The organism is Pantoea sp. X-Soil-TKNS-1207 (assembly GCF_059730485.1).
The window spans coordinates 421516-437709 of record NZ_AP035959.1; the positions used below are offsets into that span (position 1 = coordinate 421516).

15 protein-coding genes are annotated in these 16194 nt (G+C 55.5%); 4 read left to right on the top strand and 11 right to left on the bottom strand.

All coding sequences use genetic code 11. The annotated features are described in order from the left end of the window. Positions 1-98 precede the first annotated feature (98 nt). The gene (locus AC6I8V_RS22130; RefSeq protein ID WP_497845957.1) at positions 99-497 is read left to right on the top strand and encodes an H-NS family histone-like protein; all 399 of its coding nucleotides are present in this window, start codon (positions 99-101) and stop codon (positions 495-497) included. Between the two features lie 69 nt (positions 498-566). Here the strand turns inward: AC6I8V_RS22130 and AC6I8V_RS22135 are convergent, their stop codons facing one another. From AC6I8V_RS22135 to AC6I8V_RS22145, 3 genes are read right to left on the bottom strand one after another with little or no spacing between them, the layout of a single operon-like run. Continuing rightward, on the bottom strand, positions 567-1766 hold the full coding sequence (locus AC6I8V_RS22135) for an aminotransferase class I/II-fold pyridoxal phosphate-dependent enzyme (protein ID WP_497845958.1): 1200 nt from the start codon (positions 1764-1766) through the stop codon (positions 567-569). A gap of 16 nt (positions 1767-1782) precedes the next feature. Continuing rightward, positions 1783-3084: an LLM class flavin-dependent oxidoreductase gene (locus tag AC6I8V_RS22140; protein ID WP_497845959.1), complete on the bottom strand. Its 1302-nt coding sequence runs from the start codon at positions 3082-3084 to the stop codon at positions 1783-1785. Positions 3085-3131: 47 nt separating this feature from the next. Beyond that, positions 3132-4202 (bottom strand): iron-containing alcohol dehydrogenase family protein, encoded by a 1071-nt coding sequence (locus AC6I8V_RS22145; RefSeq protein WP_497845960.1) that lies wholly within the window; start codon positions 4200-4202, stop codon positions 3132-3134. Positions 4203-4471: 269 nt separating this feature from the next. Here AC6I8V_RS22145 and AC6I8V_RS22150 point away from each other — a divergent pair, with 269 nt between their 5' ends. From AC6I8V_RS22150 to AC6I8V_RS22160, 3 genes are read left to right on the top strand one after another with little or no spacing between them, the layout of a single operon-like run. Beyond that, positions 4472-5017, top strand: coding sequence for a GNAT family N-acetyltransferase (locus tag AC6I8V_RS22150; protein WP_497845961.1), 546 nt, complete (start codon positions 4472-4474; stop codon positions 5015-5017). Further along, positions 5014-6159, top strand: a complete 1146-nt coding sequence (locus tag AC6I8V_RS22155) for an amidohydrolase (protein ID WP_497845962.1) — start codon at positions 5014-5016, stop codon at positions 6157-6159. Before AC6I8V_RS22150 ends, AC6I8V_RS22155 begins: the two co-directional genes overlap by 4 nt. Next, positions 6156-7478 carry an MmgE/PrpD family protein gene (locus AC6I8V_RS22160; protein ID WP_497845963.1) on the top strand — a complete coding sequence of 441 codons (1323 nt, stop codon included), beginning with the start codon at positions 6156-6158 and terminating at the stop codon, positions 7476-7478. Before AC6I8V_RS22155 ends, AC6I8V_RS22160 begins: the two co-directional genes overlap by 4 nt. A 29-nt stretch (positions 7479-7507) precedes the next feature. Here AC6I8V_RS22160 and AC6I8V_RS22165 read toward each other — a convergent pair whose 3' ends face one another. The 8 genes from AC6I8V_RS22165 to AC6I8V_RS22200 all read right to left on the bottom strand — a co-directional run bounded on the left by AC6I8V_RS22165 (position 7508) and on the right by AC6I8V_RS22200 (position 16057). Next, positions 7508-7774 (bottom strand): SemiSWEET family sugar transporter, encoded by a 267-nt coding sequence (locus AC6I8V_RS22165; RefSeq protein WP_497845964.1) that lies wholly within the window; start codon positions 7772-7774, stop codon positions 7508-7510. Positions 7775-7782: 8 nt separating this feature from the next. Next, on the bottom strand, positions 7783-8799 hold the full coding sequence (locus AC6I8V_RS22170) for a Gfo/Idh/MocA family protein (RefSeq protein ID WP_497845965.1): 1017 nt from the start codon (positions 8797-8799) through the stop codon (positions 7783-7785). 4 nt (positions 8800-8803) lie between these two features. Continuing rightward, a complete protein-coding gene (locus tag AC6I8V_RS22175; protein ID WP_497845966.1) occupies positions 8804-9631 on the bottom strand; it encodes an HAD-IIB family hydrolase in 828 nt (275 codons plus the stop codon). Then, a complete protein-coding gene (locus AC6I8V_RS22180) occupies positions 9612-10841 on the bottom strand; it encodes a DegT/DnrJ/EryC1/StrS family aminotransferase (RefSeq protein ID WP_497845967.1) in 1230 nt (409 codons plus the stop codon). Before AC6I8V_RS22180 ends, AC6I8V_RS22175 begins: the two co-directional genes overlap by 20 nt. 326 nt (positions 10842-11167) lie before the next feature. Continuing rightward, a complete protein-coding gene (locus tag AC6I8V_RS22185) occupies positions 11168-13453 on the bottom strand; it encodes a molybdopterin-dependent oxidoreductase (protein ID WP_497845968.1) in 2286 nt (761 codons plus the stop codon). Positions 13454-13486: 33 nt separating this feature from the next. Beyond that, a complete protein-coding gene (locus AC6I8V_RS22190; protein ID WP_497845969.1) occupies positions 13487-14248 on the bottom strand; it encodes an amino acid ABC transporter ATP-binding protein in 762 nt (253 codons plus the stop codon). Then, positions 14241-15164 carry an amino acid ABC transporter permease gene (locus AC6I8V_RS22195; protein ID WP_497845970.1) on the bottom strand — a complete coding sequence of 308 codons (924 nt, stop codon included), beginning with the start codon at positions 15162-15164 and terminating at the stop codon, positions 14241-14243. Before AC6I8V_RS22195 ends, AC6I8V_RS22190 begins: the two co-directional genes overlap by 8 nt. Then, positions 15161-16057: an ABC transporter substrate-binding protein gene (locus AC6I8V_RS22200; protein ID WP_497845971.1), complete on the bottom strand. Its 897-nt coding sequence runs from the start codon at positions 16055-16057 to the stop codon at positions 15161-15163. The genes AC6I8V_RS22195 and AC6I8V_RS22200 overlap by 4 nt, the downstream gene beginning before the upstream one ends. Positions 16058-16194: the final 137 nt, after the last annotated feature.

Genomic DNA, 16194 nt, shown 5'->3' on the forward strand with positions numbered 1-16194 from the left:
CAGGACTAATCTGTCTGGGGGAGATTATTTTCTTTTATGTTAATTTCCCGTAGAATGCCCGTTTTTAGATGAGTAAGACAATTATTAAGGATTTATTTATGAGCGATGCACTGAAGGCATTGAACAATCTTCGTACACTGCGTGCTCAGGCGCGTGATATTGAGGTTGTGGTTTTAAACGAAATGCTGGAAAAGCTCAGCGCGGTGGTCGCCGAACGTCGTGAAGAAGTGGCTGCGGAAAATGTGGCTCTGCGTGAGAAAGAAGAGAAGCTGGCACTTTATAAAGAAATGCTGCTTAACGACGGTATTGATATTAATGAACTGGCGCAATTAACCCAGGGCGAAACTAAACCGAAAGCCAAACGCGCACCGCGTCCGGCCAAATATAAATTCACGGAAAATGGCGAAGAGAAATTCTGGACCGGTCAGGGTCGTACCCCGTCGCCGATTAAAAGCGCTATCGACGCTGGCGGCTCGCTCGACGATTTCCTGATTTAATCTTTATTCCGTTTTAACCGGATGGAGAATGTCCTGCGACATTCTCCATCCGGGCAATCACCCGCGCAGTCAAATCAGCGCGGCACAGGCATGAGCGATACGTCGTCCGGCTTCGCTGACGCTGGCAATATCAGTCGCTATCGACAGGCGGAAGTACGGCGACAAACCATAGGCACTCCCCGCTACGCCGGATACCCCGTTCTCCAGCAGGTAGTTCAGCACATCCTCCTCCGTCTCCAGTTGCCGGCCATCCGGCCGCGTTTTGCCCAGCAGACCCGCGCAGCGACAGAAAATAAAGAACGCCCCTTCCGGATTCAGTACCTCAATGCCCGGCACCTGACTCAGCGTGGTCATAATCGCATCACGACGTTTCTGATAGGCATCACGCTGCGGCGGCAGGAAATCCAGCCCGCCATTAAACGCCGCCACCGCGGCTGCCTGACTGATGGCGCTGGCGCCGGAGCTGTTCTGCGACTGAACCACCGTCATCGCGTTGATCAACGTCTGCGGTCCGGCAGCAAAACCGATGCGCCAGCCGGTCATGGCATAGGTTTTCGACACGCCGCCAACCAGCAGCGTACGCGGCGCTAAATCCGGTGCAACGTGCAGCAGGCTGACATGCTGGCGGCCATCAAACAGGATATGTTCGTAGAGTTCATCCAGCATGATCAGCATATCAGGGTGATCGCGCAGCACCGCGGCCAGCGCGGTTAACTCATCAGCGTTGTACACCATGCCCGATGGGTTGCCGGGATTGTTCAGGACCAGCCAGCGGGTTTTGTCGGTGATCGCTGCCGCCAGCTGCTGCGGCTGCAACTTATACTGCTGCTCGAGCGGACACGCCAGCAGCAGCGGCTCACCGCCATTGAAGCGAACGCTATCCGGGAAGGTCGGCCAGTACGGCGCCGGCACAATCACCTCATCGCCCTCATTCAGGGTCGCAGCAAAGGCATTGAAGATAATTTGCTTGGCGCCGTTGGCAATGGCGATCTGCCCGATGTCGTAATCCAGCTGATTTTCGCGCGCCAGCTTCTGCTGCACCGCTTTGCGTAACGGCGTGGTGCCGGGCGTCGGCGTATAACGCGTTTCCCCGGCCTCCATCGCCACCACCGCCGCCTGACGAATATGCGCCGGGGTGTCGAAATCCGGTTCACCGGTCGTAAGATCGAGAATATCCACGCCCTGCTCTTTCAGCTGGCGCGTCAACTGACGCGCCGCCGCATTGGCAGAGAGCGACACCGATTGCACACGCTTTGATAAGGTGACCATGCTGTTGCTCCTGGGGTTAGACCACCGGCAGACCGAGGTTTTCGCGCAGAGTGGCGAATTCGTAGTCATCGCGGAACAGACCGCGACGGCGCAACTCCGGAATCACCAGCTCGACAAACAGATCCAGCTGCTCCGGCATGATAGCTGGCATGATGTTAAAGCCATCTGCGCCGCCCTGCTCCAGCCACAGCTGGAAATCATCGGCGATGTCTGCGGCGGTACCGACAATCACGCGGTGCCCGCGCGAACCTGCGGCCACCGCCGCCAGCTCGCGCAGCGTCAGGTTTTCACGTTTCGCCATATCGGTCATCAGTTTGACGCGGCTCTGGTTGCCTTCGCCCAGCGGCACGTCCGGCACCGGCCCGTCCAGCGGGTACTGGCTAAGATCCATATTGAAACGCAGCGACAGCTGACGCAGACCGTTCTCAATATCCACCAGGGTGTTCAGCTCTTTCCACAGCGCTTTGGCGTCTTCACGGGTACGGCCGATGATAGGCATCACGCCAGGCATGATCACCACATGATCCGGATTGCGGCCAGCGGCAATCACCTGATCTTTCTGCGAACGATAGAAGGTTTGCGCTTCTTCCAGGCTGGCCGCGGCGGTGAAGATCACCTCTGCGGTTTCAGCCGCCAGCTTCTGCCCATCGGCGGAGGAACCGGCTTCGATAATCACCGGACGTCCCTGCGGCGAACGGGTGATGTTCAGCGGACCCTGCACCTGGAAATGCTCGCCTTCGTGATTGATCGGCTTGATTTTGTCATCGACAAAATAGGCGCCGGTCTCTTTATTCGGCTGAACCGCACCGCTTTCCCAGCCCTGCCACAGCTTATACGCCACGTCGAGGAATTCTCGCGCTCGCGCATAACGCTCCGCATGGTTCGGCATATCGCTGCGGCTGAAGTTGCGCGCCACATCGGTGGAGAAGGAAGTCACCACGTTCCACGCGGCGCGCCCCCGGCTGATATGATCGAGCGAGGAGAAGCTGCGCGCCATGGTGAAGGGATCGCTAAAGGTCGTCGATGCCGTCGCCGCCAGGCCGATACGTTTGGTATTCACCGCCAGTGCGGAGAGCATGATCAGCGGCTCAAGGCGCGCCATGGTTGACGGCAGACGGTACATGCTGGTGGCCAGCGCATCGCCGACAAAGAACAGATCAAATTTGCCCGCTTCCGCTTTTTTGGCGATGGTGATTAACCAGTCAATATCGGTGGGATCGCCCAGCTGTTGCGTCAGACGCCAGCCGCTCACATGTTGTCCTACCGGTTGTACAAAAAGGCCGAGTCGCAGGCGACGTTGTGATGTTGCGCTGTCCATAAAGTTGTCCTGGTCTGTAAAAGTAAAATGTGCGCCGCGGCGCACGCTTAAAAAGTGTGGTCAGTCGCCAGCAGCGCCTGTTCCAGCGTCGCAGCAGACACGGTAAACGGCAGGCGTTCGGCGCTGGCGGCCGGGAATTTAATTTGCCGGGCGATAGCAGCAATCCGCTCCTGACGATCGCCGCTCAGCGCGGGCAGTTGCAGCGGCATCGCGTACTGACGCAGCAGCGCCAGCAGTTCGGCATCCGGCACGCCATCATGTTCCATCAGCGACTGCACCAGCAGGCTGTAACCCACTTTCTCACCGTGCAGCCAGGGGTGCAGCTCCGGCTGCCAGGTCAGGCGATTATGAATGGCGTGGGCAAAGCCCGGCGTCGGCAGCTCATCCCGCACGCTATTCGCCAGACCGGCCAGCACGATATTGGCATCGATGATTTTGACCAGTTCCGGCGTCACCTGCTGCTGCTGATTCGCAGCGACGGCGGCAGCGCCGTACTGGAGATAGGTATCGAGCGCGCGCAGTGCCGTCATCACCTTTAAATCAAGGGCTAAGTCGTGCGGATTGTGACGCTGATAAGGGCGGAACTCGTAATATTTAGCCAGCGCATCCACGATACCCGCTTGCAGATAACGCACGTCGCTGCGCGCAATCACTTCGCTATCGACCAGTACCAGTTCCGGCATCTTTGCCAGCGCCTGGCTGCGCACATGGCCGCCCTCTGCGGTATAGATGATGGCGACCGGTGACCAGGCCGCACAGGTGGCGGCCACGGTGGCGAAATTAATCAGCGTCAAATCCGGCAACTGACTGCCAACCGCTTTGGCGGCATCCAGCACGCGCCCACCACCAATGGCAAACAGCAGCTCTGCGCCCTGCTGCTCGGTATTATTTTTTAAGGTGGCGATGGCGTCGTCGGTACATTCGCCTTGCAGATATTCCAGCTGCCAGCGGATACCATTGGCTTCGAGGCTCTGGCTTAATTCCGGATTTACTGCCTGCCAGGCGCCGGGAGAAGTAAAGATACGAATATGCGTGGCGTAAGGTTTAATAAATTCACCGGCGCGTGTACGCAGGCCAGCCTCATGCGCGTATGCACGCGGAGATTTAATCGCTAACACGTCGTTACCCTGATAAAGAGAAAGGCTATAACGGATAAAATTGAGTTTTTACAGTGGGTTAATGCAAATTTGTTATAGCGCTGTATGTTTTCTGCATACTACGGTAAATAACGATTTAAGCAATAAAAAACCGGGCAATTCATTTTCACAAATTTGCATTAACTTAGTTATTTTTCAGATATAGCGCACACTGGCTTTGCTGTTAATCTCAATGTCCTTAGATGCTGCCTTTATTATCCGCCTCGGTGGCGGTTTTTTCGGGGAATACTATGTCGCTCGATTTTCGCCAGGTAATAGAAGACGAAGTTGAAACTTACCAGGCCCTGATGCATGCCGCTTACGCGCCCACCAAAGCCCTGGGGATTAAATTTGATGCCGCCAGCGCCGATCTGGACAAAACCCTGCGTCATCTGCAAAGCCACGGCGTATACGCGCTGTATGCCAATGGCGAAATGGTCTCTTCCGTTACCCTTCGTTATCCGTGGGGGCCGCTGCCAGGTCCGTTTGGCCTGCCGCATATTGGCTGGTTTGGCGCACACCCGAACTATCCGGGTCAGCATTATGGCCGCCAGGTTCAGGATCGGCTGGAGCAGGAGATCATCATTGGTCAGCTGCGCGCGCCTGCGGTGTCGCTGGGTACGGCCATCAGCCATCCGTGGCTGAAAGAGATGTACCAGAAGCGCGGCTTCCAGCCGATGCACACTACCGATCTCGGTAAAGGCCATATCACTCTCTATATGAAGAAAGTGCTGGATGAATCCGCACACGATGCCTGGCTGACGCGTCAGGCGGCACAACAAGGGAACAAGGTATGAGCACCATAGATGAAGCAGCGCTGGGCAAGCATCTCATCGCTTTCCGCCATGAATTGCATCGCTTTCCGGAGCTGTCGAACCAGGAGTTCGAAACCACCGCCCGCCTGCGTCAGCAGCTGGAGCAACATCATATTCGTATCCTCGACCTGCCGCTGAAAACCGGACTGGTGGCAGAAATCGGTCCGGAACAAGGGCCGCTGGTGGTACTGCGCGCCGATATTGATGCGCTACCTATTGAGGAGCAGTCTGGCGTCAGCTATCGCTCCGAACGTCCTGGCGTGATGCATGCCTGTGGCCATGATTTCCACAGTTCTGCGGCGCTGGGCGCGGCGATCCTGTTGAAACAGCAGGAAAGCACGCTGCCGGGCCGGGTGCGTATCCTGTTCCAGGCGGCCGAGGAAACCGGCCAGGGGGCGCCGGACGTGATCGCCACCGGCGCATTGCAGGGTGCGGCGGCCATTTTTGGTATCCACAACGATCCGTCGTTGCCGCCAGGGGTAATTGGCAGCAAAGCCGGGCCGCTGACCGCCGCCGTTGACCGTTTTGATATCGCCATTACCGGCATCGGCAGCCACGCCGCCAAACCTCATCAGGGCAACGATCCTATCGTAATTGCGGCGCAGATTGTCTCTGCGGCCCAGACGCTCATCAGCCGTAACGCCCCTTCCGCCGATAACGCCGTGGTGTCGATTACCCAGATTCACAGCGGCAGCACCTGGAACGTGATCCCGGACAGCGCCTGGCTGGAGGGCACGGTGCGTTCCTTCTCGCAGGAGACGCGCGAGCGGCTGGAGCAGCGTTTTCGCAGCATTGTGCAGGGCATCGGTGCAGCCTTCGACGCGGAGGTCACCTTCAACTGGCACGCCGGGCCGCCATCGGTGGTGAATGATGCGTTCTGGGCCGATTTTGCCTTACAGCAGGCGAGCGCCAGCGGCTTTGAAGCGCGAGTGGTCGACGCCAGCCCCATCGGTGAAGATTTTGCCTTCTACCAACAGCAGCTGCCGGGCGCATTTATGATGATTGGCACCGGTGAACCTTACGCGCTGCATCATCCGGCGTTCCGCGTTAACGATGAAGTGCTGCTGCCGACATCCCGCTATCTGGCCAATCTGGCGCTGGCGGCGCTGGAGCAGGCGCGATGAGCTGGACAACAGCGCTGGCTGAGCGCATCGTTCATAGCCAACCGGACCCACAGGCTCGTGACAACGCCCGTGAAGGCGTACGCGATTTTCTCGCCGTCAGCTGGCCGGTGTTGCAGGGCCAGGTGCCCGATAGCGGCTTACCGGCGCTGCGCAGCGTCTATAACGATGGCAGCGTGCGCTCGCAGGCATTGCTGCTGGGCTATGCGGGCCATGCGCTGGATTACGATGATTTCCACGCCGATTTTCGCGGCCACCCCAGCGTGGTGATCCTGCCCGCGCTTTTCGCCTGGCAGGCAGAGCCGAATGTTGAACATTTCCTTGATGCCTACGCGATTGGGGTGGAGGTGGCAGGCCGTCTCGGCCTCGCCGCCAGCCAGCAGCATTATTCGCTGGGATATCACAACACCGCCACGCTCGGCACCCTCGCGGCGGCGGCGGCGCTGGCCCGCTTTCTGCGCCTCGCTACGGCAGCAACGGCTACCCTGTTGGGCATTGCCGCTACCCAGGCCAGCGGCTTGCGCGCGCAGTTTGGTTCTGCGGTAAAACCGCTCCATGCCGGATTTGCGGCCGAACGCGCCGTGGCAGCGGCACAGCTGACGCTGGCGGGCATTGATGGCAAACAGGATGGCGTGATTGACGCGTTTCTCGCCGCCAGCAGCAATGGGCAGGCGAATCCAGAGAAGCTGCTGGAAAACTGGGGCGCCCCCTGGCGGATTCACTCGCCGGGGCTGGAGTTTAAGCCCTTTCCCACCTGCGCCGGGACGCATAGCGCAGCCGAAGCCGCGCGTCTGCTGCGTCAGCAGTGGCTGGCGAGCGGGAAATCGCTGGATGCCTTGCTGAACGGTATCGTGGATATCACCGTCGCCTTTCCGCCGGGCGGCGATATTGCGGCTTCGGTGCGCGAACCCGCCAACGGTATCGAAGCCCGCTTCAGCCTCGAATATGTCATCGCGGCGATGCTGATCTATAACGATCTGCGTTTGCAGGATTTCGCCGAAGGCGATCTCAATCCCGAGGTGCTGCCGCTGGCGGCTAAAGTGCGGCGAACTCCGGACGAATCGGCGCCCCCGGATGCGATCAATCCGGCGCTGCGCTTCCATGAGGTGACGTTGTCACTAGAAGATGGCACCCGTTTGCACCAGCGCCGCACGCGTCAGGAGTCGCTGACCGATGCAGTTGATGTCGACGGCAAGCTGCGCGCTGCGTTGCAGCCGGAGTCGCCCGAACGTCAGCAGCAACTATTGCAAAGTAGCGAACTGCGAACAGCAGCGGATTTGCAGGTGATACGGGATGCCTTAATGATGCAGGACCGGCGTTAGTCGCGGGCGGCCCAGGGGCCGCCAAATCATCAGGCTTTCTTTCTGCGACTAAGCAGGGTAATTACCAGCACCGGCATGGCGAGCAGTAAAGTGATCAGGTTGGCAGTCAGTACCGCAATGTCGGAGCGCTGAAAACCGTAAACGATCCAGGAAGCAACGCCAATGGTGAACATGATGTACATCACCAGGGATATGCCCTCAGTATTACGGGTGCGTAAGGTTTTCAGGCTCTGTGGCACAAACGCAAAGGTGGTAAAAAAAGCCGCAAAAAGACCGATATATAGGGTGGTATCCATATTTTCCCTCAGAATGCTTCCATGACTTCCTGAATATGCAGACCCGTAGCGAGCATCGGTAATGATGCTGCCTGTGGCTTGCCTTTTAACGCCAGACACCAGTCCTTAAGAAGATGATAAAAAGAGTCTGACCAGTAAGGTAGCTCGCGCGGCGGATCGGACAGCATTTTGCTGTCGGCAAATGAGAGCGCCTCTGAACCCGTCTGGTTAAATAGTGTCAGGCAGAAGCGATTGTCTTTTTGAGTCGAATAACGTATTTCGCCTTTTTCGAAAACCAGATTTAAATGCAGACCCAGCGCGGGTTCTTCATCCGACTTGCTGGCCTTAATACGGAAGAAAGCACCACCACAGGCATGTCCAAAGATATAACCGTTATCATCCACTTCCACCAAACCATCATTTTTGGCACTGACGCGAGTGCCTTTGGCAATTCTGAGATTTTCTGTATTTATGCTGTCATCACTGAGTAAGCAGAAGAGATCCAGCAGATGGCAGGAAAGATCGCCCAGCGCACCGCTGCTGTTACTCTGCTGCGCGGAGTCCCGCCAGGTCAGGTGGTGGCGAGTCAGGGCAGAATTTTTATTAAACTCCGCAGAGAAATAGTGCAGCTTTCCTAATTGCCGGTCATTTTTTACCTTCACAAGATTCTGGATGATCCGGTTATAACGATAATTAAAAGAGACAATGCTGTTGCGTGGGGCTAAATCTACCAGACGGCGCGCAGAGGCCAGATCCGTTGACAGTGGCTTTTCACAGACGAAAGGGATTTTCTTATACTTCAACACGGCTTCAGCAATGCCGACATGCAAATTATTCGGCGTACAGATAATAAAGCCGTCGCTGCGTTGTGCCAGTTCAGCCAGTGATGTGCAGTATTTCACCGGCAGAATGCTGAATGCGCTGAGACTGCGCATTTTATATTCATCAATATCGTAAAATGTCAGCGTTGTGACTGAGTCAATTAATGAGAGCGCACGAACATGCGCCTGCGCAATTCCACCGCAACCAATAATCCCGATGACCATATGATTAAATTCCTTTTACGATGCTTAAAATGCCGTGGCAGTAAGGTTGGTCCAGACAGTTGCCATGCTGTTTTATGGCGTCACGGTCAGCATTCGCCACCAGATAGCCCTGCCCGGCTTGCGAGAACATCGGGAAATCGTTGGCGCTGTCACCGAAAGCGAAAACCATCTCCTTTGGTACCCATAATTCTTCCATCAAAAATAAAACCGCCTCATCTTTGCCACAGCAACGGGGAATAAATTCCACGTCATAACAATCAGCCGGATCGCCGGCGGCAGGATTACATTTGGTGAACAAGACGCGGATCTGAAATCTGCTGGCCAGGTCGGCAATCCAGGCAAAATCAGTCTGTATACTGTCGCGCAATTTATAATAGAAACTGCGCTTATAGCGCCCCTGGTAATCATCCGGCTGCATTTCAAGGGTAATGCCATGCCAGCGGGTCGCTTTCAGCATTTCATCAACGCTTTCCGGATAATAACCCGACTGCTGAATACGTTTTTCCCAGGCAGATGACGGGACCAGCGTCCCCTTGCGGACCCAGTAAAATTCTGTGCCCAGGCTACAGCAGATAAAATGCGGGCTGCGCGAAATGTAACCTGCCGCTTTACGTAAAGCCGAGTTCAGGTTCGTTCCGGTTATCCAGCCAAGCATGATGCCCTTTCTTTCTCCCTCCGCCGTTAAATACTCTTCGAGCTGCGCTATCCCTCCGTGCGATTTATTTTCGTCTGAGAATGGAATATAGGTTTCATCCAGATCGCAGCAAACCACAGCCTTAATCGATGGCGGGAGTGGAAACTCGATCGGAAGTTTATGACTGGAAAAATGCATACAACACCTCGATGATAATATCCTGTTCCTGCAAGGACATATGGTTATGCAGGGGTAAGTGAATGAGGCCGGAATGAATGCGCTCAGAGGAGATAAACTGCTCACGGTTAGGATAATGTTCGGCATAATCATGCGCGCCAGCATGGGCTAAAACCGGATAATAAATATCCAGCTCCACATTCCTCATTCTGGCAAATTGCAGCAATTTATCGCGATTTTTATGCTTCAGATACAAAGGGAAAAGATGCCATGTGTTTTCATGTATTTCCGCAGGCAGTTTTATTTCTGATTGCAAATCGCGCAGGGAAAATATATACCTTGCAGCCAGAAAACAGCGCTTAGTGGCATTGTTTTCAAAATGTGTTAATTTTGTCTTCAATGTGGCCGCCTGCATATTGTCCATGCGGCTATTCAATCCCCATCCCTGTACCTTGATATTTTTCCTTCCTTCAGAAAATCCGTGATAAGAATATTGCCTTGCCCGTGCTGAAAACTCAGAGAAACGGGTTAATACGGCACCGGATTTGCCAAAAGACCCGATGTTTTTAAACGGGTTGAAGCTGAGTACCAACAGGTCACAATGATTGATTAGCGATTTTATTCCGAAACATTGCGCCGCATCGACAATCACCAACAGATCCTGCTGCCGGGATTTAAGGTAGATTTCCCGCAGATTTTTTGTTGAACCATACAGACAAACAGGAAGAATGGCTTTGGTGCGAGAGGTTTTCAGCCGGCTGATTTCGTCCGGGATCATATTATAGGATTCATCAATATTGGCGAATACCGGTTTTGCGCCGATGGCCATGACGGCATTTTCCGTCGCGGCAAAGGAATTCAGCGGCATAATGACGTCATCGCCAGCATCAACACCAGCCGCTTTCAGCGCGATTTTTAACGCATCCGTTCCACTACTTGAGGCAATGCAGGTATCAACCTGATAGAGGCCACAAAGATAGTTTTCTACGTCAGCAATAAAGGGGCCGCTGGTAAAGCAGCCTGACTCAATGACCTGCGAAATAACCTGAACGCAGTCCCGACGCTCGGCAAAAGAATTTAATCGATTAAGCGGCAGGAATTTCACCTCTCCTGAATTATCATATTCACTTTCGGAAGAAATCAGTTCAGTAATGTGCAAAAACCTCTCCATCAGTTCCTGCTCTGAGCCTGAAATAAAAATATCATCATTAATCTCAGAAATATCTTTCATACTAATCCTTGTAAACGATAGTTAAATGAACGCACCCCACACCAAAATATGACTATACCAAAGAACAGCATCAAATGCTGGTCACGCCACTTTACTCTTGAGATCTTGAAAAATCATTACACCGTTCTTTGATTAATGTTGATTTGAATCACAGAAATTAAATTTAAAAGGGATACCTGGTTACTCAGGAATGAATTTCAGGAAAGTTTTCGTTAGCGGTATTAATAATAAAAAATCCGCAATCTGGTAAGGATTACGGATTTTTTAGTATCGGGAGAATAGTTAACCTGCCGACGGCGGATTCACCGGGACAATATTCTTCTGATCTATTTCGGCGGAATAAACGCCTGTACAGGCGTAATCTCTCCGGTATATTTCCGTACCTGCACCACGGTAATCTGCCCGCTACAGCCCTGCGTCAATGACGAGGTGCCGATATCCAGCGTTAATACATTCGGGTTGCCGTGACGACATAACGGGCGCGCCGCGGTGGGATCGACCGGATCATACCAGGCGCCGGTCGGCAGCTGCACCACGCCGGGCATAATGGTGTCGGTAATCCGCGCGCTGGCAAGAACATGACCACGTTCGTTGTATAACTCGATAATGTCAGCCTCGGCGATAGCAAGCGCTGCCGCATCCTGCGGGTTCAGGCTGCATACTTCGCGACCGTCGCGCTTAGCGCTCAGGCTGTAATCACCAAAATCGAGCTGACTGTGCAGGCGCGTGGCGGGCTGATTCGCGATAAGCCAGAACGGATGCTCCGCGCTGGGTTTCTGTTGTGGTTCACGCCATACCGGATGCCCCGGACAGTTTTCGTAGTTAAAACTGGCGATGGTGGCGGAGAAGATTTCAATCTTGCCACTCGGCGTCGGCAGCGGCGCGGCATCAGGATCTGCGCGGAAGGCATTGATCATCCGGCCGCCATCTTTTAACTGCGGCAGTTCCAGCACACCCTGTTGCCAGAATTGATCAAAATCCGCGATCTCAACCTGCTGCGCCGCCAGTTTCTCCTGTAACTGCCGGTAATGATGCCGCAGCCAGCCGCGCGTATCGCGTCCTTCGGTAAAAGCCTCTTCCCTGCCCAGGCGCCGCGCCAGTTCGCTAAAAATGGCGTAATCATCTTTCGCTTCAGCATAGGGTTGCGCGACCGGCTGCATGGCGAACAGATGACGATCGGTCGGCGCCCCACCGATATCCTCACGCTCCAGCGTCATCGTCGCGGGCAATACGATATCGGCATGGCGGGCGCTGGCAGTCCAGGCGATTTCATGCACGATCAGGGTATCCAGCTGGCAAAAAGCCTGACGCAGACGCGCCAGATCCTGATGATGATGGAAGGGATTACCCCCCGCCCAGTAAGCCAGCCGAATATGCGGATAGGTTAACTGACGGCCGTTGTAATCGAACTTTGTGCCCGGATTCAGCAGCATATCGGCGATGCGCGCCACCGGAATCAGCCGGTCGATACCATTTTTGCCCTGCGGCAAAGCCGGGAAACTCACCAGATTATGATGTTTTCCGTAATGACCGAGCGCGCCAAGTGCATAGGTGTACCCCCCACCGGGCAGACCGGGCTGCCCCAGTGCGGCGGCGAGCACCAGGCCGAGCCACACCGGCTGTTCGCCGTGTTCCGCGCGCTGTAGCGCATGGGCGACAGTGACCAGAACGCGTTTGCCATGCAATTTGCGCGCGAATTGGCGAATAAAGGCGGCGCTGACACCGCAAATTTCCGCTGCCCAGGCCGCGTCGCGTATCACGCCATCTTCTTCACCCACGATATAGGCGACCATCTGTGGCCAGCCGACACAATAACGGGCGAGGAAGGATTCATCGGTCAGGCCTTCGGCGATCAGCACCGAGAGGACGCCAAGAATAAAGGCGGCATCGGTACCGGGACGCAGCGCCAGCCATTCGCCCTGCGCTTCTGCGGGCAGATCGCTTTTTAACGGGCTGACGGAGATAAAGCGCGTGCCGCGCTGTGCCGCCTGTTGCATAAAGCCGCGTTCGGTGTGTTCACTCAATCCGCCGCTGGCAACCTGAGAATTTTTCAGCGCCAGCCCACCGAAGGCCAGTACGATTTCGCTGTGCTGCGCGATCTCTTCCCAGCTCACGCCACGGCGGGCGATTTCAGTCATATCGCCGACGATATGCGGCAGCAGCACCGATGCGGAGCCGGAGCTGTAGCTGTTGACCGAACGGACGTAGCCGCCCAGGGTGGTATTAAGAAAACGGTGCACCTGACTTTGCGCATGATGGAAACGACCGGCGCTTGACCAGCCATACGATCCGCCAAAAACTCCCTCCGGCCCATGCGCATCCGCTACGCGCTGAAGTTCACGCGCGACCAGCGTATAGGCTTCCTCCCAACTGACGGCGATATAGTCATCGTTACCCCGACGCTGATCCGGCCCTGGACCGTTTTCCAGCCAGCCGCGACGCACCATTGGCCGCGCGACGCGCACCGGATGATTGAGGGCATGGCGAAAATTCTGGAGTAACGGGCTGGGATCGGGATCGCGATTGAATGGCTCGATGGTGAGCTGGTCGCCCTCGCGTTGGGCATGAAAAGCACCCCAGTGGGCGCTATGCATTACCGGTTTTTGCGTCATCACTGTTCCTGGCATCAAAAAGAAAAACGGTGCTTAAAGCACCGTTGCAATAAAGTTTCTTACGCGCCCGTTTTCCGGGTCGTCGAGTACCTGCTGGGTCGGTCCGGCAGCCACAATTTTGCCGCCTTCCATAAACACAATGTTGTCTGCAACCTCGCGGGCAAAACCAATCTCGTGGGTCACGATCACCATGGTGATACCGGAGTGCGCCAGCTGTTTAATCACCTGAAGCACTTCGCCCACCAGTTCCGGGTCCAGTGCCGAGGTCGGTTCATCGAACAGCATCACGCCGGGATCCATCGCCAGCGCACGCGCTATCGCTACGCGCTGCTGCTGACCGCCGGACAGGTTCTGCGGCCACTCCTCTTCGCGACCGGCAAGACCCACCTGCTTCAGCAGCGTCAGCGCTTTGCTGGTAGCCTGCTGACGGCTCTGTTTTTTCACCCGCATCGGGGCATCAATGATGTTCTGCAACACGGTGCGGTGTGGAAACAGGTTGAACTGCTGAAACACCATACCGATTTCTGCGCGCTGTCGGGCGATGGCGCTGCTGCTCAGTTCATGCAGCGCCTGGCCCTTCTGCTTATAGCCAACCATCTCGCCGCCGATACGGATGGTGCCGCCGTCCAGCTTCTCCAGATGGTTGATGCAGCGCAGCAGGGTCGATTTGCCCGAACCCGAAGGTCCGAGGATCACCGTCACCGAACCGGCCGGAATATCCAGATTCACTTCATTAAGGATGGTCACGCCCGAGAAGCGTTTCGTGACCTTACGCAATGCGATCGCTTCAGCCATTGCTCACGCTCCTTTGCGCTTTCGCTGTAGTGAAACGCGGCAGCGATTGCCACAGGCTGCGCTTTTCACGACGCGTCACGCCACGGCCAAAATAACGCTCCACATAATATTGGCCGACGGACAGCACGGACGTCATCAGCAGATACCACAGGGTCGCGACCAGCAGCAGCGGGATCACTTCATAGGTGCGCTGGTAAATAATCTGCGCGGAAAACAGAACGTCCTGTAGCGAAATCACTGAAACCACTGCGGTGGTTTTTAACTGGCCGATAATTTCGTTGCCGGCGGGCGGCATAATCGCGCGCATCGCCTGGGGTAATACGGTATGGCGGAAAATCTGCGCGGGGCGATAACCCAGCGCGCGCGCCGCTTCAATCTGACCATGACTGACGCTCTGGATACCGGCGCGCACGATCTCTGCCGCATAGGCGGACTGGTGCATCACCAGCGCGATCACCGCCGCGCTAAACGGGCTGATCAGCGAGTTTGATTGGGCACTCCAGATTTCGCCCAGGCCAGGGATCGACAAGGCGATTTTCGGGTACAGCGCCGCAACGTTGTACCAGAGGAACAGCTGCACCAGCATCGGCACGCCACGGAAGAACCAGGTATAAGCCCAGCTCACCGCCACCAGCACCGGATTCGATGACAGACGCATCAGCGCCAGCACCGTACCAAAAGCAAAACCCAGCACCACCGAAATGGCGGTGAGTTGCAGCGTCATTAATACACCCTGCAAAATCGACGGGCCGGTGAAGTTCTCCGCAATCACCCCCCACTCGAAACGCGGGTTGTTGATCATGGAGTGTGCCATCGCCACCACGCACAACAGCACAACCAGCGCACTCAGCCAGCGTCCGTAATAGCGTTTTCCGACGATCTTCAGATCGTCGGTGTGGTCCTGTGAATCACTCATTTAAAGATCTCTTCGTTGCGTTTGGCTTCGGTTACAGCGCCAAATCCAATCCCCCAGTTATCCAGGATTTTCTTGTAGCTGCCGTCTTTAATTAACGAGTTCAGCGCTGCCTGTACCGCGGGTTCCAGCGGGGAATCTTTCTGGAAGGCCACGGAGACCGGCGCATCATTTACGGTGATCTCACCACTCATCGTCAGTGGCTTAATCACCTTGACCTGCCACAACAAACCTTCATAGGGGCCGAGGAACATCGGCACACGACCGCTGACCACCGCCTGCACACCGGCCGGACGATCCGGGAATACGGAGACTTTGATTGGGGCTTTACCGGCGGCTTCACACGCTTTGCTGGCTTCTTCCAGACGCGTGACCTGAGTCGTACCAGAACCGGCACCCACTTCTTTACCGCACACCTCACTCAGCGATTTGAACGGCGGGATATTGGCGTCTTTTTGCGCAATGATGCCCAGCAGGCTGGCGTTGTAGTAACCGACAAAATCGATCTGTTTCAGACGCGTTGGTGTGGCGTTAATGTTTGATAATGCGACATCGTAACGGCCGGTTTTCAGGCCAGGGATAATGTTGTCGAAACCGCCGGTATCCTGCCAATGCACTGCAATGCCCAGGCGCTCACCCACGGCGTTCATAATGTCGATTTCACGACCGGCCAGCGTTTTGTTGTCTTCTTTATAGAAGGTGGTCGGCGGTGTGTTCGGGTTGGTTCCGGCAACAATATAGCCACGCTTCACGATGTCCGCAGGTAACAGGCTTTTCAGCGCCGGATCGGCCTGCACATGGAGTGAGCTGTCGGTTGGAACAGATTGTTCGGCGGCAAACGCGGTGTGCGCACTCAGAGTAAGTGCGAAAAGGGTCATTCCTTTTGCGAATTTCACTGGAACCTTTCTCCTGATATTTAAAATGTTTCCCCGCAGGGAAAAGGCATTGAGGTAGCGATGTATTGTTAACCTTTAAAGCCACATTTTTAATGTGTGCTTTACGGGTTTATTCATCCTCGTAATGTCCCGATATC